Below are 22,725 nucleotides of genomic sequence, written 5' to 3'. Positions count from 1 at the left end.
GAAGTAATGGTGCCGTTTCAGGCGCTGCAAATGGTCGGGCACATCGTCCATGCAGTTTGTCCGGGCAAGGCCAGCGGGCAGACGGTGCGCACTGCGATTCACGATTTTGAAGGCGATCAGACGTACAGCGAAAAGCCGGGTCATAACTTTAGCCTTAACTTCGACTTTGCTCAGGTCAAGGTTGAAGACTATGACGCGCTCTTGGTACCCGGTGGCCGCGCGCCAGAATACCTTCGCTTGAACGAAACCATACTGGGATGGGTACGCGAATTCGACAAAGCCGATAAGCCCATCGCATCGGTCTGCCACGGTGCGCAATTATTGGCAGCTGCCGGTGTATTGGAAGGCCGTGAGTGCAGTGCTTATCCTGCGTGTGCGCCAGAAATGCGCTTGGCCGGCGGCACATTTATCGACATCGCCGTGACCCAAGCGCAGTAGTGACGACGTTGCGCCTGGAGAATCAGTTCTGGGACATCCTCGCCGAAATCGCCCGCAACGACAGCATGACCACTAACCAATTGATCACCAAACTGTACGAAGAGGTCATGGGCTTCAACGGCGAAGTGGTCAATTTTGCTTCATTTCTGCGGGTTAGCTGCACGCGGTATTTGAGTCAGCGGCGGGTGGCGGCGCCGGAGTTGAGTGTGGTGCGGTCGGCGACGAAATGAGCGACGGATGATCATCAAGTCATAAAAAACCCGATCCTCCAAGATCGGGTTTTTTTGGCTGCACAGCGGTATTAAATCTCGACCGCTAAACTCTCACTGATCTTCTTCTGCCAAATCGCAGGACCGGTGTTGTGTACCGACTCGCCTTTGGTGTCCACGGCGACGGTGGCTGGCATGTCCGTTACGTCGAACTCGTAGATTGCTTCCATGCCCATCTCAGGGAAGGCCAGTACGCGGGATTTCTTGATTGCCTGAGCGACCAAATACGCCGCGCCGCCGACGACCATCAAATACACCGCTTTATGATCCTTGATCGCTTCGATCGCGGTAGGGCCGCGCTCGGATTTGCCGATCATGCCCAGCAAACCGGTTTGTTCGAGGATTTGCCGAGTGAACTTGTCCATCCGCGTGGCAGTGGTCGGGCCGGCGGGTCCAACCACTTCATCGCGCACCGGATCGACCGGACCGACGTAATAGATGAAACGACCCTTGAGGTCTACCGGCAGAGTTTCGCCACGGTCTAGCATTTCGACCATGCGTTTATGTGCCGCGTCGCGTCCGGTGAGCATCTTGCCGTTGAGCAGCAGGGTTTCGCCCGGCTTCCAGCTTTGCACATCTTCAGGCGTCAGCGTATCAAGGTTGACCCGGCGCGCCGACGGGCCTGCTTCCCAGACAATCTCCGGATAAGCGTCCAGCGGTGGCGCTTCTTGCGATGCCGGACCACTGCCGTCTAGCACGAAGTGGGTATGGCGGGTGGCGGCGCAGTTCGGGATGATGCACACCGGCAGGGAAGCGGCGTGGGTCGGATAATCCATGATCTTCACGTCGAGTACGGTGGTCAGGCCGCCAAGGCCCTGAGCGCCTATGCCGAGTTGGTTGACCTTTTCAAACAGTTCCAGTCGCAGCTCTTCGATGCGGCTCGAGGGCCCCCGCAACTTCAGCTCGTGAATATCTATAGGGTCCATCAGCACTTGCTTGGCCATGACTGCGGCTTTTTCCGCTGTACCGCCAATGCCGATGCCAAGCATGCCCGGCGGGCACCAGCCAGCGCCCATGGTGGGAACGGTCTTGAGCACCCAATCGACAATCGAGTCGGACGGGTTGAGCATCGCCATCTTCGATTTGTTTTCCGAACCACCACCTTTAGCCGCTACGTCCACTTCCACGGTGTTGCCGGGAACGATGGAGTAGTGAATGACCGCCGGAGTGTTGTCCTTGGTATTTTTACGAGCGCCAGCCGGGTCGGCCAGAATCGATGCACGCAGAACATTTTCCGGAAGGTTGTAAGCGCGACGTACGCCTTCGTTGATCATGTCGTCCAGGCTCATGGTAGCGCCAGTCCATTGCACATCCATGCCTACGCGAACGAAGACGGTAACGATCCCGGTGTCTTGGCAGATCGGACGATGCCCCGTCGCGCACATGCGCGAGTTGATCAAGATCTGGGCCATGGCGTCGCGTGCAGCAGGGGACTCCTCGCGCAGCCAGGCTTGATGCATGGCTTGAATGAAATCTACCGGATGGTAGTAGGAAATGAACTGTAGGGCGTCGGCGACGCTCTGAATCAGATCGTCTTGCTTGATCACGGTCATGTGGCACGCTCCTCTGATAGGACGGGAACATTAATAAGCTGCGTTCAACAGTACTGCCGAGCGCTGCTGAAAAACATCTTTTAATAAGCGCGCCGGCCCACAACGCCGACGCAAAAAAGGCGCGGCAGTATAACGCGGCTCCGCTGCGCACACATCCGATTGGACACAAACCAAAGTCTGCCTGCGTACCGGCACCCTTTTTGCGTGGCAAGAGATACTTTGTATTTCCCAAGTGGAAAATTGAATAGTCATTTTTGAGTGAGAATACTAAAGTGGCAAGTGGCCGCTAGCGCGGTTGGTCATCTCTGCATGTCGTCCAGATTCGCGCTGCAAGGAATCGCAGCAAGCAATGGTCCGCAAACCTGCAGTCTTCGAATGTCATCGCAATGGGCCGCAAGCGGCTTACGGAAATAGCCGCCCAGGTGGTTTATGCCGGAACGGAAAGGAATTCCTTTGAGCACGGTGAGTCAACGAGTGACCGAGAAAGCCCTACAAAATTTGTTAATAAAGCGATTTTCCTTAGCCGCCGGCACGTACATGTTGGTGTTGATACTCGCGTGGGTGGCCATTCTTACCGACTATTACCAAGCGCCACTGAGCGAGGCCTCAGTGAGTACGGGTTTGGTTATCCTCAGTCAGGCGGTGTTGTGGCTGGTATTCCAGCGCGGCTACAATTTGCGTTTTCGCGACCCTAGTTTGACCGAACTTCAGGTGATGTTGGCGCTGGGATGGCAAACCTATTTGCAGGCCCACTTGCACAGTGCGCGGGGAACCTTTCTCGTTATGTACGTGCTCATCATGCTGTTTGGCTTGTTTCATCTACAGCCAAGAGCATTCGTGCGTTGTGTGGCATTCGTTTTTTTGAGCTTCGCTGGGCTCAATCTATGGGAAGCATTCCACCAGCTATTGCCCGATCCCGGGCTGGCTGCGTTACAGGTTCTAACGCTGTTCGTCGTACTGTTTTGGCTGAGTTTGTATGCCCGCTACGTCCAATCTTCCCAGCATCGTATGCGTCAACGCCGTTTCGCGCTTCAGGCGCATCAAGATACGTTGCGCGGGATGATGCGCCAGCTTGAAGGCTTGGTGGCGACTGACGAACTGACCGGCCTGTTTAACCGTCGCCACTTTTTACGCATGGCTTCGCGTGAACTCGACTCTATGGACACGTCATTTTCCCATGGGCTGGCTTTGATCGATCTGGATCACTTCAAGCGTATCAATGACGCCCACGGACATGCCGCTGGCGATCAGGTGCTGCAGGCGTTCGCGACCGTAGCCAATGCGTGTCTGCGTGAGGGGGACGTCCTGGCTCGCTACGGCGGAGAAGAGTTCGTGCTCCTGATCCCGCAATGCACATCCGAACACCTCACGCATTGTTGCGAACGACTACGCGAAGCCTTCTCCCGAGTAGAGTTGGTCGGGATGGTAATCCCGGATTTGAGCCTTTCGGTGGGGATGACGTTATTGGACATGGGCGATAATCTTGATGAAGCCTTGCAGCGTGCTGATCAGGCGCTGTACCGCGCCAAACGCAGTGGGCGAAATCGCTGTGCCGCAGCTTGGGAAAGTCAGGATGCCTGAATTATGTGTCGGCGATCGTAAATGGCCGGTGGCGGTGGCCAGCAATCTGTTGGATGCACTCAACAGCGCCGGCGTTGCGGTCCCCTACAGTTGCCGTGCGGGCCGTTGCCACGCATGTCTGGTGCGATGTTTAAGGGGTGAGCCCGCTGACGCTATGCCCGATGCGCTGGAGGTGGGTAAGCGACAACAGGGGTGGCGATTGGCGTGTCAATGCACGGTTGTTGAAAACCTGACCGTGGAAGTCTTTGATCCACTGCGTGATGGTCTGCCTGCCAAGGTCGACAGCAGTGTCTGGCTCAGCCCGGCCGTTTTGCGTTTACGCCTGATTCCCGAGCGTCCCTTGCGTTATCGCGCCGGACAGCACCTGGTGTTGTGGGCGCCCAACGGTGTCGCACGTCCCTATTCGTTGGCGAGTCTTCCGGAAGAGGACCGATATCTGGAGTTCCACCTGGACTGCCGTCAACCTGGGGCTTTTAGTGACGCGGCGCGTCAGTTGCAAGCAGGCGATCCGATGCGCTTGGGTGAGTTGCGCGCAGGCGCGCTGCAATACGACCCTGACTGGCAAAGCCGTCCGTTATGGTTGCTGGCAGCAGGCACCGGACTGGGGCCGATTTGGGGCGTGCTGCGCGAGGCTCTGCGTCAGGAGCATCAGGGCGCAATTCGGGTCATTCATTTAGCCCATGATGCCAGCGGACATTATCTGGCCGGTCCGTTGATGGAGCTCGCTGCGGGCCATCCGCAGGTGCAGGTTCAGCTGATTACGGCAGATGAACTGCCCGCCGCGTTGGCCGCATTGCAAGTCGTATCGCGGCAAACCATGGCGTTGCTGTGTGGTTCGGCTATCAGCGTCGAGCACTTCGCCAAGCGTCTGTATATGGTGGGATTACCCCGCAGTCAGCTGTTGGCGGATGTGTTTCTCAGTCGCGTGTGAAGTTCGGTTTCAAGGTAATGGGCTGCGTCTGATAAATCTGTGGCAGGGGAGTTGCCAAACTCCCCGTATCGGTCTACCTGACTTACCCCTTAAGTTCCCACAAAAAAACCCCAACTCGCGAGAGTAGGGGTTTTCTTACTCCGCCGAGACAGTCTTAGACCATGGGATCGCCCACGTGCAGAATCTTCATGCCGTTGGTGCCGCCGATGGTGTGATAGCTGTCACCTTTGGTCAAAATGACCCAGTCGCCTTTTTCGACCAATCCGCGTTTAAGCAGCTCGTCCACTGCCGATTGGCTGACTTTGCCGGGCTCAAGCGCCCCCGGGTCAAACGGTACGGTATAGACGCCACGGAACATAGCCGCCCGAGCTTGGGTTTCTCGGTGGGGGGAAAACGCGTAGATCGGCACCGAGGAACGAATTCGCGACATGATCAGCGGGGTGTAACCGCTTTCGGTTAGGGCGATGATCGCTTTTACACCGGGGAAGTGGTTCGCCGTGTACATGGCGGCCAGCGCGATGCTCTCGTCGCAACGCTCGAAGGTGGTACCAATGCGATGGCTGGAGGATTTGCCGGTCGGGTGCTTTTCAGCGCCGACGCAAATCCGCGCCATCGCCTGGACCGCCTCGATTGGGTAAGAACCGGCAGCGCTTTCGGCTGAAAGCATTACTGCATCGGTGTAGTCCAACACGGCGTTTGCTACGTCAGATACTTCGGCGCGAGTCGGCATCGGGTTATTGATCATTGACTCCATCATCTGCGTTGCCACTATCACCGCTTTGTTGTGGCGACGTGCGTGCAAGATGATGCGTTTCTGAACGCCCACCAGTTCTGCGTCTCCGATCTCGACGCCGAGGTCGCCGCGAGCAACCATCACCGCGTCACTGGCTTTAATCAGGGCATCAAGGGTTTTATCGTCGGCCACGGCTTCAGCGCGTTCAATCTTCGCGACCAACCAAGCAGTTCCGCCTGATTCGTCACGCAGCTTTCGCGCGTATTCCATATCGGCAGCGTCGCGTGGGAATGAAACGGCCAGGTAATCCAGCTCCATTTCCGCAGCGAGCTTGATGTCGACTTTGTCTTTTTCAGTCAAAGCGGGCGCGGTCAGACCACCGCCGCGACGGTTGATACCCTTATGGTCGGAGAGCGGTCCACCGATCAGCACGGTGCAATGCAAGGCATCGACGGTAGTGCTGTCGACACGCATGACCACGCGGCCATCGTCCAGCAGCAACTCATCGCCAACGCCGCAGTCTTTGACCAGATCCGGGTAGTCGATGCCAACGATTTCTTGGGTGCCTTCATTGAGAGGGTGAGTGGTGGAGAAGGTGAACAAATCACCGACTTTCAGCTCGATCTTCTTGTTGGCGAATTTGGCGATACGGATCTTGGGGCCTTGCAAGTCACCCAGCAGTGCGACGAAACGACCATGCTTGGCGGCAATCGACCGAACCAGAAGGGCGCGAGCTTTGTGCTCGTCGGGCGTGCCGTGGGAGAAGTTCAGGCGGGCAACGTCCAGACCTGACAGGATCAATTGTTCGAGGACTTCCGGCGAATTACTGGCCGGGCCAAGGGTGGCGACGATTTTGGTGCGACGAACGGTCATGCACAGTCTCCTTAGTTGAAGCGCAGCGTGAGGCTACTACTGTCTTGGTCTGTAGTCATTGTTCCTTTGCACTACCTGCAAACCGGAATACAGGGCAAAAAACAACCTGAAGAAAATCCCGGTAGGGTCGATACACTGCAGAGCACAGGAGAGACCCATGCGAACTTTAATCGTTTTTGCGTTGATGGCGAGTGTCGTCGGCTGTACCCGCTGGTCCATGGACGAGCACCTCAATAGTGCTTACCGCTCGTATGCTAGCGGGAATTGCGATAGCGTGATGATTGAGTTGTCTCAGGTTGAGCGCGAAAGCCGCACCCGTCGTTACATTCAGCCTGAAGTTTCGATGTTACGCGGCCAATGCTTGGAGCGTCAGAAGCTGTATGTCGATGCCGCGCAGACTTATCAGTTCATCATTTCCGAATACCCGAGCAGCGAATATGCATTCCGAGCACATGCACGACTGGATACTTTGCAGCAGCTTGGGCATTTTCATCAGGGGGAATCTGGTCAAACGACCCCTTCCGCACTTTAATTGCACCCAATTGGATGGACGGTCACCCTTTTGAGTGGCTGGGTGTCGGCCTTGAGCTAGGATTAAGGTCAGGGAGTTAAGACACTGCCGTCAAGCGCACAGTTGGCCATGGAGCGGCGCAGTTCCCACGCGAACAAGCTTTTCAATATACATTCCGCACAGGTGGAGCGATGGCGGAGTTGGAAGGCGCTGGGGAATGAAGAGGGAGGTTTTGCATGGGTAGCGACGATGCTACACGCCCCACGCGAAATCACATCGCACTAGCGCAACCATGCTTAATGGTTATTCATGGCGACCGTCAGACATGCTAATCGAACGACGCATCGAGCGTCACCAGTTGCCGTGCTATCTGCAGATTTTCAATCGGTACACGGACAGGCCGATGGGCTATTTAGGCAACGTTTCTGAGCACGGCTTGATGTTAATCAGCAATTTGCCAATTTTGGTCGGCGCTGATTTCGAGCTGCAGTTGAAGATCCCGGGCAGCGAAGGCGCGCTCAGACTTATTGATCTGACTGCAGGTTGTCTTTGGTGTCAGGAAGATGAAACACCAGGTAATTACGACTCCGGGTTTTCATTACGGGCCTTACCCGTCGAGTACATGTATTTGGTCTTGGCCTTGCAGCAGTACTTTAGTTTCCATTCTGAAAACGCTTCGGCTTGATTGCATAATGGTTTGCGCGCTGGCATTGAGCTAGAGCGTGCCAGCTTTTTCCAGCCCAGGTACTTGCTAATCAATTGCGCCCCGAGTTCTGCGGGGCGCGCATCCACTACTGGTATGCCATGGGCGATCAATCGTTCGTGCAAAGTGACGCGGGCGTTGAGAACATCAACGGTGCCGCAGTAAGCCAAAGCGTCTTGCAGCGTGTGGATAGGGGTTTGGCGCACACTGTCGAGCAACTCTTCGCGCAGGCTGGCGACCAACACCCTGTGGTGCTGGCTTAGCTGTTTGACGGCGCCAAGCAACTGTTCATCGTCTTCGTCAAGCAGGTTAGTAACCAGAATCACCAGCGCACGACGTTTTTGCCGGCCGACTAGTTGACGAACAGCGACGCTGTAGTCAGCGGCCCGTTGAGTGCTTTTCAAATCGTAAACACTGTTAAGTAAACGATTCAGTTGGTTGGTGCCTTTGGCTGGTGCCAGGTAGCGCTGTTGCGCGGCAGCAAAGGTTGAAAGACCTACAGCGTCGCCTTGGCGTAAGGCGATGTAACTAAGCAGCAAGCAAGCATTCAGCGCATGGTCAAAATGCGCCAGATCACCATCCTGACTGCGCATGCGTCGGCCGCAGTCGAGCATGAAAATAATGTTTTGGTCACGGTCGTCCTGATATTCGCGGGCGATGGGTGTGCGTTGGCGAGCCGTAGCTTTCCAGTCAATCTGACGCAAGCTGTCGCCTTCGCGAAACTCACGCAGTTGATGAAACTCCAGACCCAAACCGCGGCGTTGGCGTTGATGCACCCCCCGTTGGCTCAGCCAGTTATCTAATGCCAATAACTGGCCCCCGTAAATGCGTGCAAAGTCGGGGTAGACGCGGCTTGTGTCGGTGAGTGGTACGTAGCGGCGTGTCATCCATAAGCGCAGCGCACTGGGCAGCTGTATTTCGCAGCGTTTGAAGTCAAAACGCCCTCGATTCAGGAGCCGCAGCCGGTAGTTTAATTCGCTGTATTCTCTGGGTCGCAGCGCAATCTGCTGTGGCAGATTTTCGAAGTTCAAGCCTTCGGGTACATGATCAAACACATGCAGGGTCATCGGTTGCGAATAATCATGTTCGATATTGATCCGCACATCGCTCCAACGTCCTAACGCTAAACTGCCTGGCAATCGGCGCTGTAAGCGCGGCGAGGGTACTCGCAAAAGTTTAAGGGCATCAATCAAGCTGATTACCATCATGGCGCAAAGCAATCCCCCAAAAATCGACGAAATGCTGGCTGGCAGGTCGACCCCCACAGCGGTCAGCGTACCAATGAGCACTGCTAGCCCGGTCAATCCGCCCAGCCAAAACAGCTGCAGGCGAGAAGGTTTTAGTGTCTGTTTCACAGGCGCGGAGCCGGAACCTGATCAAGCATTTGCTTGAGTACTTGGTCCACGGACAGGCCCTCGATATCCAGTTCCGGCAGTAGCCATACGCGGTGGCGTAACACCGCCAATGCGCAGCTTTTGATGTCATCCGGGATTACGAATTCGCCACCACGCAACAATGCTCGGGCTCGCCCGCCACGAACTAACGCAATGGACGCACGTGGTCCGGCACCGAGGGCCAATCCTGGCCAACTGCGGGTGGTACGCACCAGGCGCACGGCGTAGTCCAGCACCTGTTCATCGATTGGCAACTCACTCGCAATGCGTTGCAGTATCAAGACATCTTTGGCTTGCAACAGAGTGCGCGCAGGGTGCACCTCCAGCATGTCAGCTTTGGTTGAGCGAGTTACTTGGCGAACCATGTTCAGTTCTTCGGCCGCCTCCGGGTAATCCATGCGCAATTTGAGCATGAAGCGGTCGAGTTCAGCCTCAGGCAGCGGATAGGTCCCTTCTTGTTCGATGGGGTTTTGGGTAGCGAGCACCATAAACGGTTGAGCTATGGGTAACGCACGACCTTCGAGGGTGACCTGACGTTCCTGCATGGCTTCGAGCAAGGCGGCCTGGGTTTTCGCCGGCGCGCGGTTGATCTCGTCGGCCAGCAGCAAGTTGGTAAATAGGGGGCCTTTGCGCAGTTTAAATTGTTCAGTTTGGATGTCGTATACGGCGTGGCCGGTGACGTCGCTGGGCATCAGGTCTGGAGTGAACTGAATGCGCGCGAAGTCGCCGCCGAAGCAACGGGCGAGGGCGCGCACTAGTAAGGTTTTGCCTAGCCCCGGGACGCCCTCGATCAAAACATGACCGCCCGCGATCAATGCAGTCAATACGTCGTCTATCACCGCAACCTGGCCGATCACGACCTGTTGTAATTCGTAACGAAGTGCCTGGGCCAAGTGGCTGGCACGTTGGCGTTGTTGAGCCTGATTACTCGCGGCAACCGGGGGTTCGGCGCTGCTTTTCGGGTCCGTTGATTGTTCGCTCATAAGGCATTCCTGAGTGTCTGCAGGTGGGCAACCTGGCGGGTGAATTCGGTAGCGGACAGCCGTTTATTGGGCCGTGGGCGCAAGGCTTGACCGATAGCGCTGGTCGGTTGTTGTGTCAATCGTGCAAGCACCTGCCATTGATCGGCGACACTCAGGCGTTCGAACCCAGGATGCCGTTGTCGGGCACGACGCAATATGTCCTGTTGCAATCCACTCAGCAGGACGTATTGGCCCCCGCTCCGAAGGAGGAAGTCGGCACTGGCCCGCAGATGCTCAACCAACTGCCGACGCGCCCTTGACTCAGGTGCTTGTAGTGGGCCGTGGCGCATACCTATATGCCACAGCAGCAGCCCGGTCATCAGCGCCAATGTTATGATCGCCTGCGGGAAGTAGCGCAACAGCAGGCTGAATAGATCACCGTGTTCTACCTGCAAAAGCATCGTCACCGCGCTGTGCTGTGTCAGGTACCAGAGCAGCCAAGCGTTGTCAAAATGGTCGATAGCGTTATTTTTCCAGAGGTCGCTGTCGGTCAATACAGTGATCAAACCGTCGCCGTAAACCAGTTGCATCATGTGCGTCGACCCATCGCTGTTGGCCCAAGTCTGTGCGTGGTCCTTCGGGTCTTCCAGGTGAAAGCGAGTGTCGAAACTGAAATATGCCGGATCGCTCTCGTTTTCTAAATAAAGCTTGGTCAATTGAGGTGATTCGGAAGGCGGGGGCGAGGCAAGCAATAAGTCGCTGGAAGGTTTCAATGGATTGCTGTTTCTGTGGTCCGGCGCTTGGAGATTGGCGCTGAGGACCTGATGAACCTGCACACGGTCCAACAGCAAGTCGCCGCTACGGCCTTTGTGCTCATCCCACAATTGTTCGGCGATGAATAGCAGATGACCGCCTGATTTGGTCCAGTTCAGCAGCTGGTCAACCTGTCGAGGCGTCATGTTTTCCCGGCTGGCAAGCAACAGCAGTGTGCGCTGATCCGAACGAGCGTCAGGCAAATTTGAAATGACGTGGGTCACGTTGACAGGCACCAAGCGTTGTCGCAAAAACTGTTCGGCAGCCAGATAAGGGTTAGCGCGGGCTGCCGGAGATGGACCGTGATCGATGACCTCGCTATAGCGCTCAAAATGCGAGAAAAAATAGCGCCCGGCTAGCGCAATTATGGCAAGCGCCAGTAGCCCGATAACCCACATTTTGCGCTTGGTCATCGACGCTTCTCACTCCCGGATCGGCGCCCGAACAGTTGGCGCCACCCTTCGCATAACTCGTGTTGTAAAAGCACATCAGGCACCTGGTGCCCGTAAGCGAGATTTTGCCAGTGAGCGGTCAGGGTCAGGCTGAATTCGTTGAGTCGGCTCAAGTTGAGATGCGCGACCTGTTGTAAAACTTCGCCTTCGGTGTCGGCGTTTTTCAGGGGGAGGTGATAGTCGATCAATAAACGGCTGAGCAGCGCTCGATACAGCAGCCCCAGTGCTTCGCGGGGTTGGTCTGGCCACAAGCGTTCCGCGGCGGCCGCCACATCATCTGGCAGGCTATCAGCGTTAACTTGCAAACCAAAAAGCTGTTGCGCTTTAACGCGTTGAATCGGTCGGACGGCTTGGCGGGGCACAAGAGTGCGGAACCAGGTCCGATAACGCCAAAGCAACACGCTGACCACGACCATAGCCGCTGTCCAGAGCAGCACTTGAACCGCATGGGCAAACAGTCTTGATGCTTGCTCGGCCCAATTTATCAGACGTAACAACCACTGGCTGGGCAACACTGGCTTCTCAGCCGACGACGGGGCTTTGATCAAGCGCCAGCCGTTGATGGTTACCGGATTCTTGAACGGGGGCTGGGCCAATTGCGCCTTGATGCTGTCGCGTGCGGCGCTGCTGGTTAGCATTTGATGAGTCAGTCGCGGGCTGTCGGGTCCGGCGACCGTTTGGTTCGGGGCCCTATCGTCCGACGGTGGCAGTGGGCAACTGTAACTCTGTTCGTCCGCCCAGGCAGAAGGCGCGCCCGCTGAGAACACCAGACCCACGCCGATCAACAAGACGTAAGCGCTGCCGATCAGGCGTTGGCGTAAACGCCGCAGGACCAATTCAATGTCCCAGGCTTCCAATTCGGTGCGGCGGTTCAGGTACAGCGTAAAACCACAGACCACATAAATAGGCTCCCAAAAAACCAGCACCAATGCATAAAGCGCATTGCTCGGATGTTCAAGCCATACCCAATTTTCTTCAACGCCGATCAAACTGCCCCAGCTCCAATCCAGGCGAATCTGTTGTGGGATCAATAAATAAAAGACAACCATCAAACCTAACCACAACGTCGTTTCCAGCGTGCTTCCGATGGATGTCAACCAGCGTGCGGCGCGAAGACTGCGACGGCTGAGAACGCTTATGCGCTGCTGGCGTGCCAGGCCGGATAAGCCCTCCAGTTGCAGCACGGGCAATTTGAAACTGCGACTCATGCTTAGCCGCCGCCAGGTCAAGCTGGCAAACCATTGCGGTTTTAAAAGTCGTAGCCAACCTTTCAATGCTTGTTCAAGACTAGGCGTCGAGCCAAATAGCGCTTGAGACACAATAAATAAAGGCAAGCGCTCGAAGATCGGTTTGAGCCACCAAAACGACAAGATCGCCAATGCTGGATAATCCCAAAACACTAGACTGAGCAGGGCAAATATAGGCAGCGTAACGATGGCCCAGCTACTCATCAGCAACAGGCGGTGTTTGCGCGCCAAGAGCACCCCTAGATCAATGGCTTCCCATGAGTTACGTGGGCGGATCGCAACGCTGGCATCAGTTAGGCGCATGACGACTCCGACCGGCGAATACCAGATAGGTCGCGACCACTGTCCATAGCACGGCGCCGATCAGGTATTTAGTCAGGGGCTGAAAGCTGCTCAAGGATGACCAATAGGCTTCGACAAAGGCGGCGATCAGAAAAAAAAGCATCGCACCGCACATCAGCCGCACGCTGGTTTTTGCCGCCATACGCAACGCCTCGCTGCGGGTCAAAGCGCCCGGCGCCAGAAGCGCCCAGCCCAGTTTCAGCCCGGCAGCCCCGGCCAACGCGATTGCGCTTAACTCAAACGCACCATGGCCAATAGCGAACGACCAAAATGTTTGCCCAAAACCGATGCCGGTGAGATGGCCGGCCACCGCACCTATCATCAGCCCGTTGAATAGCAAAAAGAACACGCTGCCCAGACAAAACAACAATCCCGAGGCAAAGGTCTGAAATGCGATGCCGATGTTGTTCATGATGTAGTAAGTGAACATCATCCAGTCTTCACTGGAACCGCGTATTGCTGCTTCACCGAGGCGGCGGGCTGTGGGGTCGTACATGCTTTCCATATCTGTCAGTTGTTCAGGACTGACGACGCTGTACACCAGATCGGGAAAAAAATACACCAATAGGCCCATGGCAATCAGGCTGCCAAAAAACAACGCACTCGCGGCCAGCACGAAGCGCCATTGTTCTCGCACTAATCGAGGGAATCCCGCGAGGATGAAACTCAGAATTTGCGGACCAAGTTGACTGCGGTGACGATAAAACTGTTGATGGCCGCGCGTCGCCAGTTGTTGCAAAAAATCAATCAGGTAGCTGCTGTAATTACGCTCGTGGGCCAAGGCCAGTTGTTGACAGAGGCGTCGATAGTCGCTGGCGAATCTGGCACAGGCGCTGCTGTCGGGTTTGCCGCGTTCAAGTGTCGCCAGCAGATCAGCAAAGCGTTGCCAGTCCGGTCGGTAGCGAGTTTCAAATTGATTCTGCTTCATGGTGACCCCAGCAAACCGCGAGCGATGCCATTTAGCTGGGCAACCGCTTGATCCGCAGGAATCTGCAAGGGTGACGCAACAATCTCCGCCAGTTCCTGGATGCGTTCGCAAGACAGTTGGGCTTGACGCTCAGCGAACTCCAATAAAGCTCGCTGCTCCTCCAATTTCAGGAATAAAGGTGCCGTCTGCGCAACCGCATTGGGTAAAACCGGGTCCCGGATGGGTGCGTCGCGATAAATCACAAATGACCCCGCGGCCAGATCGCCCAAGCGTTTGAACTGAGAGTGTTGCAGGCTACAGACGGCGCCGAGGCCGTAGCCGAATGGCAGCATGTCGACGAAACGCAGCAGGTTGCGAGTTAAGGAGGACGCCCAACCGATGGGTGTACCGTCGTCGTGGACGACGCGAAGGCCCATGAGCTGCTTTCCGGGGGTTCGTCCTTGATTTAAAACCTCGAATAGCACCATATACCACCAGTTTCCAACAAACAGTACAAGCATGCTCAAGCCCTTGCCGAACGTACTGAATAGACTGAAAAACAGGAACAGCCCGCCGATTACAAATATACGAATCAGCAGATCAATGCCGAATGCAAGCGAACGTGGCACCAGCCCCGCAGGGCGCAAGAGCAAATCAAAGCCTTCCGGGGTTTCAATTTGCGCGCGCGTATCCAACGGCTTTGTTGACGCTGCAATCCTTGGCGAGGCGGGCAGGTAGGGCATTTTCAGAGCGTGCTTTCTTATAACAAAGCCCGATGCTAGCCAGCGCGGGCCGGTGAAGCAACCAGACTCTTTAATTCGAGCGAAGCAATTCCGGAATAAGCACTCGTTCCGGTCATAGGTTATGTATCTGAATTTGACGATTAACCTTTTACGCCTTGCTCGGCCTACACTTTGTCGGTCTTTTGCTCAGGAATAGACTGTGACCTCCAGCATCTTTTGGTACGACTATGAAACCACCGGTATCAACCCCCGCAATGATCGCGCGTTGCAGGTTGCCGGTATCCGCACTGACGCTGAACTCAATGAGATTGCGGCGCCTATTAATCTGTATTGCCAGCCCAGCGAGGATATTTTGCCGCACCCTGCTGCTTGCATGATTACGGGCATCAGCCCGGACAAGCTAGCGGAAAAAGGGCTGACTGAGGCCGATTTCATGACCCGGGTCCACGCTCAGTTGGCTGTGCCAGGTACATGCGGTGCCGGTTACAACACGCTGCGTTTTGACGATGAAGTTACCCGATACAGCTTATACCGCAACTTTTTCGATCCTTATGCCCGAGAATGGCAAGGTGGAAATAGCCGCTGGGATTTGATCGATGTGATGCGAACTGCCTATGCGTTGCGCCCTGAAGGAATTGTCTGGCCCGAAGAAGATGGGCGCATTACGCTGAAGTTGGAACGACTGACCGCAGCAAACGGCATTGATCATGGTCAAGCGCACGACGCACTCTCCGATGTGCGCGCTACCATTGCGTTGGCGCGTCTGGTCCGCGAAAAACAGCCAAAACTGTACGATTATCTATTTGAGCTGCGCAGTAAGCAGCGGATACAGGATCAGGTCCGGCTGATGCAGCCCTTGGTACATATCTCCGGGCGTTTTTCTGCGGCGCGTCACTATTTAGGGGTTGTACTGCCCTTAGCATGGCACCCGAAAAATCGTAACGCGCTCATTGTTTGTGATTTGCATTTGGACCCTACGCCGCTGCTAGAGCATGACGCCGATACATTGCGCGAGCGCTTATATACCCGCCGTGACGATTTACTAGAGGGAGAGTTGCCGGTACCGCTCAAAATACTGCATATAAATCGCTGTCCGGTAATTGCGCCGCTCAGCGTGCTGCGAGCAGAAGATCAACAGCGTCTGCAATTGGACATGACGAACTATCACCAGCGTATGCAGCGCTTAATCGAGGGTCGTGAACTTTGGCAGGATAAGCTGAAGGTGGTTTATGGCCGAGAAGACTTCACGCCAAGTGAAGATCCAGAGCAGCAGTTATATGATGGGTTTTTAGGTGATCGTGATCGTCGGCTTTGTGAGCAAGTGCGTATTGCGCAACCGGAACATCTTGCCCGTGATGAATGGCCTTTCGATGATGAGCGTCTTCCTGAATTATTATTTAGATACCGCGCGAGAAACTTTGCAGGCACCTTGACTGCCAAGGAGCAAGATCGCTGGCACGCCTTTTGTCGGCAACGTTTGTCAGATCCTAAAAGTGGCGCGCCAAATACGTTACAAGGTTTCACCGATGCTCTGATCGCCGCCTCCGTTAGTGCTTCAGAGGAGCAGCTTAGAATTTTAGGCAAATGGCAGGACTATGCTCAGCAACTTAGGATTCGGTTCAATCTCTGACCGCTTGCTGGTGCGAGTTTGAGGTGTTTTGTTACAAATGCGGGTAATAAAAAAACGCCAGAGAGCTGGCGTTTCTTGCGACGCGTCAATACTAGTGACGTTATTGCTTAGCCCAGAAGTGTGGCCCAGCCTTCAACAACATCGCCGCCCCATTTGGCTTTCCACTCTTTCAGAGTTTTGTGGTTGCCGCCTTTTGTTTCAATGACTTCGCCGTTATGCGGGTTTTTGTACTGCTTAACCTTACGGGCGCGCTTGGTGCCGGTAGGCTTAACAGCGCCGCCACGTTGAAGCTTGCCGCTTTTTGCTTCTGGATCTAGCAATGCACTGATGTCACGCAGCGATTTTTGATATTCGCCCATCAAGGTACGCAGTTTGCCTTCGAATTCCAGTTCAGTTTGCAGTTTGTCGTCTTGGGACAGATTCTTCAAACGGGCTTGCAATTCTTTGATGGCTTCTTCTGTGGCGCGGTATTCGATGATCAAGGACATGAGGGTTACCTAATGTTGTGGCGTGACAGGGAGACAGTGATGCAATAATAGTCAGACACTTTGATCAAGTAAACATTAAAGAAAAGTTTTAGTGCATTTATTTAAGAATTGAGCTTATGCAATGGGTGCGATAACACTAAATAATTCTCCCCCAGCCCCTAAAGAACAGGCGGTTATTGCCATTTTCTATCGTGTTGTGTTGCTGTCGCTATCAGCGTGGCCCATCGGAGAATGTCAGCAATCGTTACCTACGCAGAAGATAATTGTTGGGCTGCGTCATACAAGCCAAGAGGAAGACTGTAGTTTTTCCTCGTAATCGCTAGAATGGTCGCCTTTGCGAAGTTCTGGAGTTTCCCCCTCATGCGCACTTTTCGCCTGGTGATTGCTTGCCCTGATCGCGTCGGCATCGTTGCTAAAGTCAGTAACTTTCTGGCCTCCTACAACGGCTGGATAATCGAGGCTAGCCATCACTCAGATAATCTCAGTGGCTGGTTCTTTATGCGTCACGAGATTCGGGCGGATACATTGCCTCTTGAACTTGAGGCTTTTCGCGAAGCATTTGGGCCGATTGCTGAAGAGTTTTCCATGTACTGGCGCATCACTGACTCTGCTCAGAAAAAGCGCGTAGTACTGATGGCCAGCCGTGAATCCCATTGCCTGGCAGATCTTTTACATCGTTGGCACACGGACGAACTGGATTGTGAAATCGCCTGCGTGATTTCCAATCATGAAGATCTGCGCAGCATGGTCGAGTGGCATAAGATTCCTTACTATCATGTGCCAGTAAGCGCTGCTAATAAGGAGTCGGCATTCGCCGAAGTATCGCGTTTGGTCAAGCATCATCAAGCGGACGTGGTGGTGCTAGCGCGGTATATGCAGATTTTACCGCCGCAACTGTGCCAAGACTTCGCGCACAAAGTAATCAATATCCACCACAGCTTCTTGCCGTCGTTCGTGGGCGCTAAACCCTATCATCAAGCTTCATTGCGCGGAGTAAAACTGATCGGAGCGACCTGCCATTACGTTACAGAAGAGCTTGATGCCGGCCCAATTATCGAACAGGACGTGGTGCGCGTGAGTCACCGCGATAGCATCGAAAACATGGTCCGTTTCGGCCGCGACGTTGAAAAAATGGTCTTGGCTCGCGGTCTTCGTGCTCACTTGGAGGACCGCGTGCTGGTGCACAACAACAAAACTGTGGTGTTTGATTAAGGCGTGATTATCCCGTCTTCGCAGGAGCTGCCGAAGGCTGCTATAAGGTTGGCATCGCAGCCATCGGCTTCTACAGGATTTCATGTGACCGACCCTTTCGATAAGGCCACTTCAAGCGCTCCACCGACGTTAGGCGAAGGCTGTCTAAGTCGTTACGATCCCGAGGGGCTAGGGCCGAATGACGGCACTGAATTTGAGGGCGCAGCGCAGTTGTGGCAGCAGTTGCAGGACGCACGCTTGCCCGAAAAACCGGAAAGTGAATAGTCGTCAAGCATCTCTAACACGCAGCAATTTATTGATCAGTGGCCGGCTGATGAGCAGAAAAAATACTGGGCCACCAGCGATGAGATAAAAGTAATAAGTTACGATGCGCCAGACGACGATCGCCGCAGCCGCAGTGGAATTACCGACCATTGGAGTTAGAAGTGCGGCGGAGGTTAATTCAGCTGCGCCCGCACCGCCTGGCAGTAAGCTCAACTGCCCGGCACTCAGTGAGAGCATTTGGATCAGAAAGCTCCAGGCCCATTGAACATCTGTCCCCAGTCCGCGCAACGCCAGATACAGTACGCTGTAGCGTAATCCCCAATGCAGGCAAGTCAGGAGGAATACCAGCGCCAGTCTTTTTTTTGGCATTTTCAGGGTCTCGGCCAACGCGTCACGAAAATGCAGCAGCTTTCGCGCCCAGCGACGTCGGGTCAGCGATTTGGTGCTTAGGCGCTTGAGTAAAAGACCGTTGAACTTGATGATGTGGCGATAATAATGGGCCAAGCCAATACACGCGCAAAGCCCGACCAGCATCAGTGCGGCACTGAGGCCGAGCATCCATTCCAGCTTCTGGCTTAGCGTATGAAACAACGCATAAAAAAGCATGCCCACCAGCGCGCACAGAAAAAACAGCAAATCGCTGAGTTGATCGGTGGCAAATACTGCACTGCTTTTCGCAGAACCTATGCCGTTTCGCGAAAGGAGTGCCATCAAGGTCAGCGGTCCACCGCTACCTCCTGGGGTAGCGCAAATCGCAAATTCGGTAGACATGACGACGCCTATGCTTTTCATTGGGGTTATTTCTCTAGCCTGATTGCCTAGAAGAAGACGCAAGCGCAGCGCGTTTAGCACCCAGCACAGCAAAATCATGCCGAACATGGCAAGTAACAAACCCAGTGGAAAATCCCTCAGACGCTGGATAGTTTCACTGCCTCCCAGCACCAGCGGTACTAAGATAGCCGCCAGCAATGCGGCGAGCAGCAAGACGGCGCGTTTCACGCTATGGACCTTGGGGCATTGTGGTGCGTGGCTATCCAGTCAGCTTTAGTCATTGGCGTGCGGCCCCCGTCAATCAACCGTTGCAGCAGTTTTAGCCAGTAATTCCGGGAAAAGGGGTGGCGCATGTCGACTGGGTGCAGTCCAAGCCGGATCACTTGAGCCTTCTGGAACATAATTTCTAGCCGATCACTAACCAGTTTCGATACACCTCGCCGCCACGCGCTGCGAGCGCTCCAGACCATCCCTGGCGCTGCAATCTTGGAAAAGTCAGGCAGTTGAAAAAGATTTTGTGAGTCGCTGGTGTAGGAAAAATGCATTGCACGCAAGGCTTCCCGTGTCCCGTCACTCATTAACCAAGCCGGTGCAACGAATCCGTGAAGTGGCCAACCAAGACGCTCAAAAAGCTCAACGCCGGCTTGTAATCGAGCGAGAGCGTGATCGTGATCAAGCGCATAAAACTCGCCTTCCCATGTAAGAATACGGCGCATGAAATACTCACGCGGCGTCTTTGGGGGTGGACTATCGTCACAGTGGTAGTAACCGTGCAGCGCCAGTTCGTCGCCACGAGCCACGCGACTTTCCAACACCCGCTGAAAATGAAGGTCAATACCCAGAGGGTTGCGCTTGTGGAAGTCCGGAACCACTAGCCACGTCATAGGTATGCTACCCAGAGCATCGATGGCTTCAACGAACGGTTGATAGTCGGACCAAGTCTCGGGTGCCACGTCGTGCAACACCACAAGCACTGCGGGATGGGTGTCAGACATGGACAAGTGCCGGTGATCGAGTGCCGAGCACCGCTTGATAATGTTGGAGCAGTCCCGAGACCACTGTGTCCCAGGCATATTGCTGTTCAACGTAGCTGCGCGCTTTAGCGCCTATTTGTGCGCTGTCGTGGCTAAACAACTCTTGTACAGCGCTAGCCATCGCAGCAGCGTGGTTAGGTTGACAGAGTATGCCGCACGTTTCGGGAACAATTTCAGTGAACGCGCCGGCAGCCACCGCCACCACCGGAATACCGCTTGCCATCGCTTCAAGGATAACCAATCCAAAGGTTTCCTGATCCCCAGCGTGCAACAGCGCGTCGGAACTGGCCAGAAGGCGAGCGACTTCACTGGCTGGACGGAAATGATCAATCACCGATACGTTCTGTGGAACCACCGCTGGCATGTGTGAGCCGACCAGTAGCAAATGGTACTTGCTCCCCAGTTGCCTCATGCAATCCAGTAGTACAGGCACATTTTTTTCACGTGAGCCTCTGCCCGCAAAGATCAATAGGCGCGTGTCCTCGGAAAGTCCCAATTCAACCTTCAGGCTGGGATCACGCAATGTTGGCGAGAAGGTCAAGAGATCCACGCCCAATGGTTGAACGTGGACATTTTGTACGCCCAAACTTATTAATTTATTGGCCATAACTCTGCTAGGGGCAAGTACCCGATCAAAGTTGCTGTACAGCTTACTAACGTACGCTTCGACATTGGTCCCGATCCAACTGCCAATGCGGTTGCTGACGAGCAGTGGCAAATCGGAATGGTAAAAGCCGATGACAGGCACATCTAATTGGCGGCGTGCGTCAAGTGCAGCCCATGCCGTTAGATAGGGGTCTCCAACTTCAATCAGATCTGGTTGTAAATCTTGCAGGACGTTTCGCCATGGTGCTAGGCGAAGCGGAAATCGGTATCCATTGCCGAACGGTACTGCGGGCGCGGGCACTTTATAAATCCCGTCTTTATGGCTTAGGCTGGGACCTGGAATAAGGAGGCTATGACGAACTCCCGGATAGCGTCCCAAGCGCCGATGTTTAGCATCTAGATAAGTGCGCACGCCACCGCTGGCAGGGGCGTAGAACATAGTCATGTCAGCGATATGCACGGTGATTATCCCTCCGTTTTGTCGTCGTCCATTAGGTTGACCACTGTCAGGAATAGATGTTCGGTTCATAAAGAAAGATGCTGAGGCTCGGTCTTGAGGCTTTTAATCCGCCATAAGGATTAGGGGAGTAGATTGCTGGCCGGGAGAGCTGGCGCAGATTTTTTGCGGGGGGTGGAAAGAACTAAGCTGAAGGCGATGCTTTTAGGGTCATCTGCCCCCGGGTCGCGGGGGCAGAGATCCAATGGAAGTGAGTCAGGTCAACGCTTTAGACGCAAGCCAGAACAAACCTGCGGAAAGGGCGACAGTTGCTGGAAGGGTCAGAACCCATGCCAATAGAATGTTCCGTACGGTGCCGCCTTGCAGGCCGCTTTTGTTGGCGACCATAGTTCCGGCGACGCCCGACGACAGAATATGAGTGGTCGAAACCGGAAGCGCCCAAATGTTTGCCAGGCCGATGGCTAGGGTTGTAGTGATTTGCGCGGACATGCCTTGAGCATAGGTCATCCCCTGTTTGCCTATTTTCTCGCCGATAGTCAGCACCACACGTTTCCAGCCGATCATCGTGCCGAGGCCTAGCGCCAGAGCGACCGCAAGAATCACCCAAAACGGCGCGTATTCAGTCGTAACGGTCAGGTCTTTGCGAAGCTTCTCAAGATCTGCTTTTTCACGCGCCGGCAGTTCCGGCATCTTGCTAACTTTTCTGGCGGTGTCATCCATGCACAGCAGATAACGACGAACTTCAATGCGGTTCTCAGCCGAGAGGGCGTGGTAGTCAGTGACACCTTTAAGGGTGTCCAACAACGCGTTAATTGTCGGCTCACTTTGCTCTGGGTTGCAGCTGGAGCTAACCGGCAGATCGCCGTCCTTCGATTTGCCCAGTGCTAGAAATTCACCTAACGTCGCGTTGTTACGCTGATAGAACTGGCTCAGATGCAACGTGGCATCGCGGGTGCGTTCTATCTGGTAGGTCGTGCTGCTTAGGTCGAGCACGAATTGAGCCGGTACGATACCGATCAATACGAGCATGATCAGACCAATCCCTTTCTGTCCGTCATTGGAACCATGCACAAAACTGACGGCCATGGCGGAAACTACCAATACAAGGCGATTCCAGAACGGAGGATGCTTTTTGTCGTCAAGTTTGCGACGTTGATCGGGCGTTTTGTGCATCTTCGACAGCGGACGCCACCACTTCAAACTTACCAGCAATAAGGCTGAAACGAAGAAGCCAGCCACTGGCGAGAAGACCAGCGAGGAACCAATATCGATTACTTTTTGCCAGTTAATACCGTCAGCTAGCGGAATGTTATTGATGATCGCATTTGCTAGGCCTACACCGAGAATTGAACCGATCAAGGTGTGTGAGCTGGAGGCCGGTATTCCAAAATACCAAGTACCGAGGTTCCAGGTGATGGCCGCTGCGAGCAATGAGAACACCATGGCCAGACCGTGCCCGGCATTTACGTTGATCAGTAATTCGACAGGCAGTAAGTGGACAATGGCATACGCCACGCCAACACCGCCCAGCAATACACCAAGAAAGTTGAACGCGCCGGACAGGAAAACCGCCAGGTGCGGCGCCATGGCTTTGGTATAAATGACTGTCGCGACTGCGTTAGCAGTGTCATGAAAGCCGTTAATGAACTCGAAGGTGAGAACGAAGGCCAGAGCGAGCAGCAAGCTCACAACTACCCAAGCGTCCAGTCCGCTGAAAAAATCGATCATGAAGGTTTTATGACTGTGCCGTAAGGGGGCGCGATTATGCCAGAAAACCCTAAAAATCGATGCACCTGATGCTCATCGCTTAC

General features: G+C 54.6%; 20 protein-coding genes and 2 pseudogenes. 9 read left to right on the top strand and 13 right to left on the bottom strand.

Annotated features, from left to right (window positions below):
* Positions 1–6 precede the first annotated feature (6 nt).
* A pseudogene (locus RGW60_RS14745) lies at positions 7–432 on the top strand (DJ-1/PfpI family protein); the annotation flags it as partial.
* Positions 433–434: 2 nt separating this feature from the next.
* A pseudogene (locus RGW60_RS14740) lies at positions 435–668 on the top strand (ribbon-helix-helix domain-containing protein); the annotation flags it as partial.
* Between the two features lie 71 nt (positions 669–739).
* Here the strand turns inward: RGW60_RS14740 and RGW60_RS14735 are convergent.
* Positions 740–2,260 (bottom strand): fumarate hydratase, encoded by a 1,521-nt coding sequence (locus RGW60_RS14735; protein ID WP_322205297.1) that lies wholly within the window; start codon positions 2,258–2,260, stop codon positions 740–742.
* Between the two features lie 474 nt (positions 2,261–2,734).
* Between RGW60_RS14735 and RGW60_RS14730 the strand changes: the two genes are divergently transcribed.
* A complete protein-coding gene (locus RGW60_RS14730; RefSeq protein ID WP_322206924.1) occupies positions 2,735–3,841 on the top strand; it encodes a GGDEF domain-containing protein in 1,107 nt (368 codons plus the stop codon).
* Positions 3,834–4,772, top strand: coding sequence for an iron-sulfur-binding ferredoxin reductase (locus RGW60_RS14725; RefSeq protein WP_322205296.1), 939 nt, complete (start codon positions 3,834–3,836; stop codon positions 4,770–4,772). The genes RGW60_RS14730 and RGW60_RS14725 overlap by 8 nt, the downstream gene beginning before the upstream one ends.
* A 154-nt stretch (positions 4,773–4,926) precedes the next feature.
* Here RGW60_RS14725 and pyk read toward each other — a convergent pair whose 3' ends face one another.
* Complete coding sequence (gene pyk / locus RGW60_RS14720; protein WP_322205295.1) at positions 4,927–6,378, bottom strand: pyruvate kinase; 1,452 nt, start codon at positions 6,376–6,378, stop codon at positions 4,927–4,929.
* A gap of 157 nt (positions 6,379–6,535) precedes the next feature.
* On the opposite strand from pyk, the gene RGW60_RS14715 reads away from it, so the two are divergent.
* Both RGW60_RS14715 and RGW60_RS14710 read left to right on the top strand, forming a co-directional pair.
* Positions 6,536–6,910: a tetratricopeptide repeat protein gene (locus tag RGW60_RS14715; protein ID WP_322205294.1), complete on the top strand. Its 375-nt coding sequence runs from the start codon at positions 6,536–6,538 to the stop codon at positions 6,908–6,910.
* A gap of 304 nt (positions 6,911–7,214) precedes the next feature.
* Positions 7,215–7,574 carry a PilZ domain-containing protein gene (locus RGW60_RS14710; protein WP_322205293.1) on the top strand — a complete coding sequence of 120 codons (360 nt, stop codon included), beginning with the start codon at positions 7,215–7,217 and terminating at the stop codon, positions 7,572–7,574.
* Here RGW60_RS14710 and RGW60_RS14705 read toward each other — a convergent pair.
* Genes RGW60_RS14705 through RGW60_RS14680 form a run of 6 tightly spaced genes read right to left on the bottom strand, consistent with a single transcriptional unit; the run spans position 7,469 to position 14,452 of the window.
* A complete protein-coding gene (locus tag RGW60_RS14705) occupies positions 7,469–8,947 on the bottom strand; it encodes a DUF58 domain-containing protein (protein WP_322205292.1) in 1,479 nt (492 codons plus the stop codon). The genes RGW60_RS14710 and RGW60_RS14705 overlap by 106 nt on opposite strands.
* Positions 8,944–9,969 (bottom strand): MoxR family ATPase, encoded by a 1,026-nt coding sequence (locus RGW60_RS14700; RefSeq protein WP_322205291.1) that lies wholly within the window; start codon positions 9,967–9,969, stop codon positions 8,944–8,946. The genes RGW60_RS14705 and RGW60_RS14700 overlap by 4 nt, the downstream gene beginning before the upstream one ends.
* Positions 9,966–11,174 carry a DUF4350 domain-containing protein gene (locus tag RGW60_RS14695; RefSeq protein WP_322205290.1) on the bottom strand — a complete coding sequence of 403 codons (1,209 nt, stop codon included), beginning with the start codon at positions 11,172–11,174 and terminating at the stop codon, positions 9,966–9,968. Before RGW60_RS14695 ends, RGW60_RS14700 begins: the two co-directional genes overlap by 4 nt.
* Positions 11,171–12,763: a DUF4129 domain-containing protein gene (locus RGW60_RS14690; RefSeq protein ID WP_322205289.1), complete on the bottom strand. Its 1,593-nt coding sequence runs from the start codon at positions 12,761–12,763 to the stop codon at positions 11,171–11,173. The genes RGW60_RS14695 and RGW60_RS14690 overlap by 4 nt, the downstream gene beginning before the upstream one ends.
* On the bottom strand, positions 12,750–13,730 hold the full coding sequence (locus tag RGW60_RS14685; protein ID WP_322205288.1) for a stage II sporulation protein M: 981 nt from the start codon (positions 13,728–13,730) through the stop codon (positions 12,750–12,752). The genes RGW60_RS14690 and RGW60_RS14685 overlap by 14 nt, the downstream gene beginning before the upstream one ends.
* A complete protein-coding gene (locus tag RGW60_RS14680; protein ID WP_322205287.1) occupies positions 13,727–14,452 on the bottom strand; it encodes an RDD family protein in 726 nt (241 codons plus the stop codon). Before RGW60_RS14680 ends, RGW60_RS14685 begins: the two co-directional genes overlap by 4 nt.
* A 199-nt stretch (positions 14,453–14,651) precedes the next feature.
* Between RGW60_RS14680 and sbcB the strand changes: the two genes are divergently transcribed.
* Positions 14,652–16,082: an exodeoxyribonuclease I gene (gene sbcB, locus RGW60_RS14675; protein WP_322205286.1), complete on the top strand. Its 1,431-nt coding sequence runs from the start codon at positions 14,652–14,654 to the stop codon at positions 16,080–16,082.
* A gap of 107 nt (positions 16,083–16,189) precedes the next feature.
* Here the strand turns inward: sbcB and mvaT are convergent, their stop codons facing one another.
* Positions 16,190–16,570, bottom strand: a complete 381-nt coding sequence (gene mvaT, locus RGW60_RS14670) for a histone-like nucleoid-structuring protein MvaT (RefSeq protein ID WP_322205285.1) — start codon at positions 16,568–16,570, stop codon at positions 16,190–16,192.
* A 360-nt stretch (positions 16,571–16,930) separates the two neighbouring features.
* Here mvaT and purU point away from each other — a divergent pair, with 360 nt between their 5' ends.
* Both purU and RGW60_RS14660 read left to right on the top strand, forming a co-directional pair.
* Positions 16,931–17,782 (top strand): formyltetrahydrofolate deformylase, encoded by an 852-nt coding sequence (purU, locus tag RGW60_RS14665; RefSeq protein ID WP_322205283.1) that lies wholly within the window; start codon positions 16,931–16,933, stop codon positions 17,780–17,782.
* An 84-nt stretch (positions 17,783–17,866) separates the two neighbouring features.
* Positions 17,867–18,046, top strand: coding sequence for a hypothetical protein (locus RGW60_RS14660; RefSeq protein ID WP_322205282.1), 180 nt, complete (start codon positions 17,867–17,869; stop codon positions 18,044–18,046).
* Positions 18,047–18,049: 3 nt separating this feature from the next.
* Here RGW60_RS14660 and RGW60_RS14655 read toward each other — a convergent pair whose 3' ends face one another.
* The 4 genes from RGW60_RS14655 to RGW60_RS14640 form a co-directional block, all read right to left on the bottom strand.
* Positions 18,050–19,045, bottom strand: coding sequence for a lysylphosphatidylglycerol synthase transmembrane domain-containing protein (locus RGW60_RS14655; protein WP_322205281.1), 996 nt, complete (start codon positions 19,043–19,045; stop codon positions 18,050–18,052).
* Positions 19,042–19,812 carry a polysaccharide deacetylase family protein gene (locus RGW60_RS14650; protein ID WP_322205280.1) on the bottom strand — a complete coding sequence of 257 codons (771 nt, stop codon included), beginning with the start codon at positions 19,810–19,812 and terminating at the stop codon, positions 19,042–19,044. The genes RGW60_RS14655 and RGW60_RS14650 overlap by 4 nt, the downstream gene beginning before the upstream one ends.
* Entirely contained in the window at positions 19,805–20,917 is a 1,113-nt protein-coding gene (locus RGW60_RS14645; RefSeq protein WP_322206923.1) for a glycosyltransferase family 1 protein, read from the bottom strand. Before RGW60_RS14645 ends, RGW60_RS14650 begins: the two co-directional genes overlap by 8 nt.
* A gap of 252 nt (positions 20,918–21,169) precedes the next feature.
* Positions 21,170–22,642 carry an inorganic phosphate transporter gene (locus RGW60_RS14640; RefSeq protein ID WP_322205279.1) on the bottom strand — a complete coding sequence of 491 codons (1,473 nt, stop codon included), beginning with the start codon at positions 22,640–22,642 and terminating at the stop codon, positions 21,170–21,172.
* Positions 22,643–22,725: the final 83 nt, after the last annotated feature.

It is taken from the genome of Pseudomonas sp. AB6 (genome assembly GCF_034314105.1).
In the GTDB taxonomy this organism is placed as follows: Bacteria; Pseudomonadota; Gammaproteobacteria; order Pseudomonadales; family Pseudomonadaceae; genus Aquipseudomonas.
Note: the sequence above shows the minus strand (reverse complement) of the source record. Positions and strands in the feature narration are given on the sequence as shown.

Coding starts and splice junctions, on each gene's coding strand:
- RGW60_RS14650 (WP_322205280.1), bottom strand. CDS start 19,812: ATGTCTGACACCCATCCCGCAGTGCTTGTGGTGTTGCACGACGTGGCA.
- pyk (WP_322205295.1), bottom strand. CDS start 6,378: ATGACCGTTCGTCGCACCAAAATCGTCGCCACCCTTGGCCCGGCCAGT.
- RGW60_RS14685 (WP_322205288.1), bottom strand. CDS start 13,730: ATGAAGCAGAATCAATTTGAAACTCGCTACCGACCGGACTGGCAACGC.
- RGW60_RS14725 (WP_322205296.1), top strand. CDS start 3,834: ATGCCTGAATTATGTGTCGGCGATCGTAAATGGCCGGTGGCGGTGGCC.
- RGW60_RS14715 (WP_322205294.1), top strand. CDS start 6,536: ATGCGAACTTTAATCGTTTTTGCGTTGATGGCGAGTGTCGTCGGCTGT.
- RGW60_RS14690 (WP_322205289.1), bottom strand. CDS start 12,763: ATGCGCCTAACTGATGCCAGCGTTGCGATCCGCCCACGTAACTCATGG.
- purU (WP_322205283.1), top strand. CDS start 16,931: ATGCGCACTTTTCGCCTGGTGATTGCTTGCCCTGATCGCGTCGGCATC.
- RGW60_RS14695 (WP_322205290.1), bottom strand. CDS start 11,174: ATGACCAAGCGCAAAATGTGGGTTATCGGGCTACTGGCGCTTGCCATA.
- RGW60_RS14710 (WP_322205293.1), top strand. CDS start 7,215: ATGCTAATCGAACGACGCATCGAGCGTCACCAGTTGCCGTGCTATCTG.
- RGW60_RS14700 (WP_322205291.1), bottom strand. CDS start 9,969: ATGAGCGAACAATCAACGGACCCGAAAAGCAGCGCCGAACCCCCGGTT.
- RGW60_RS14640 (WP_322205279.1), bottom strand. CDS start 22,642: ATGATCGATTTTTTCAGCGGACTGGACGCTTGGGTAGTTGTGAGCTTG.
- RGW60_RS14735 (WP_322205297.1), bottom strand. CDS start 2,260: ATGACCGTGATCAAGCAAGACGATCTGATTCAGAGCGTCGCCGACGCC.
- RGW60_RS14680 (WP_322205287.1), bottom strand. CDS start 14,452: ATGCCCTACCTGCCCGCCTCGCCAAGGATTGCAGCGTCAACAAAGCCG.
- mvaT (WP_322205285.1), bottom strand. CDS start 16,570: ATGTCCTTGATCATCGAATACCGCGCCACAGAAGAAGCCATCAAAGAA.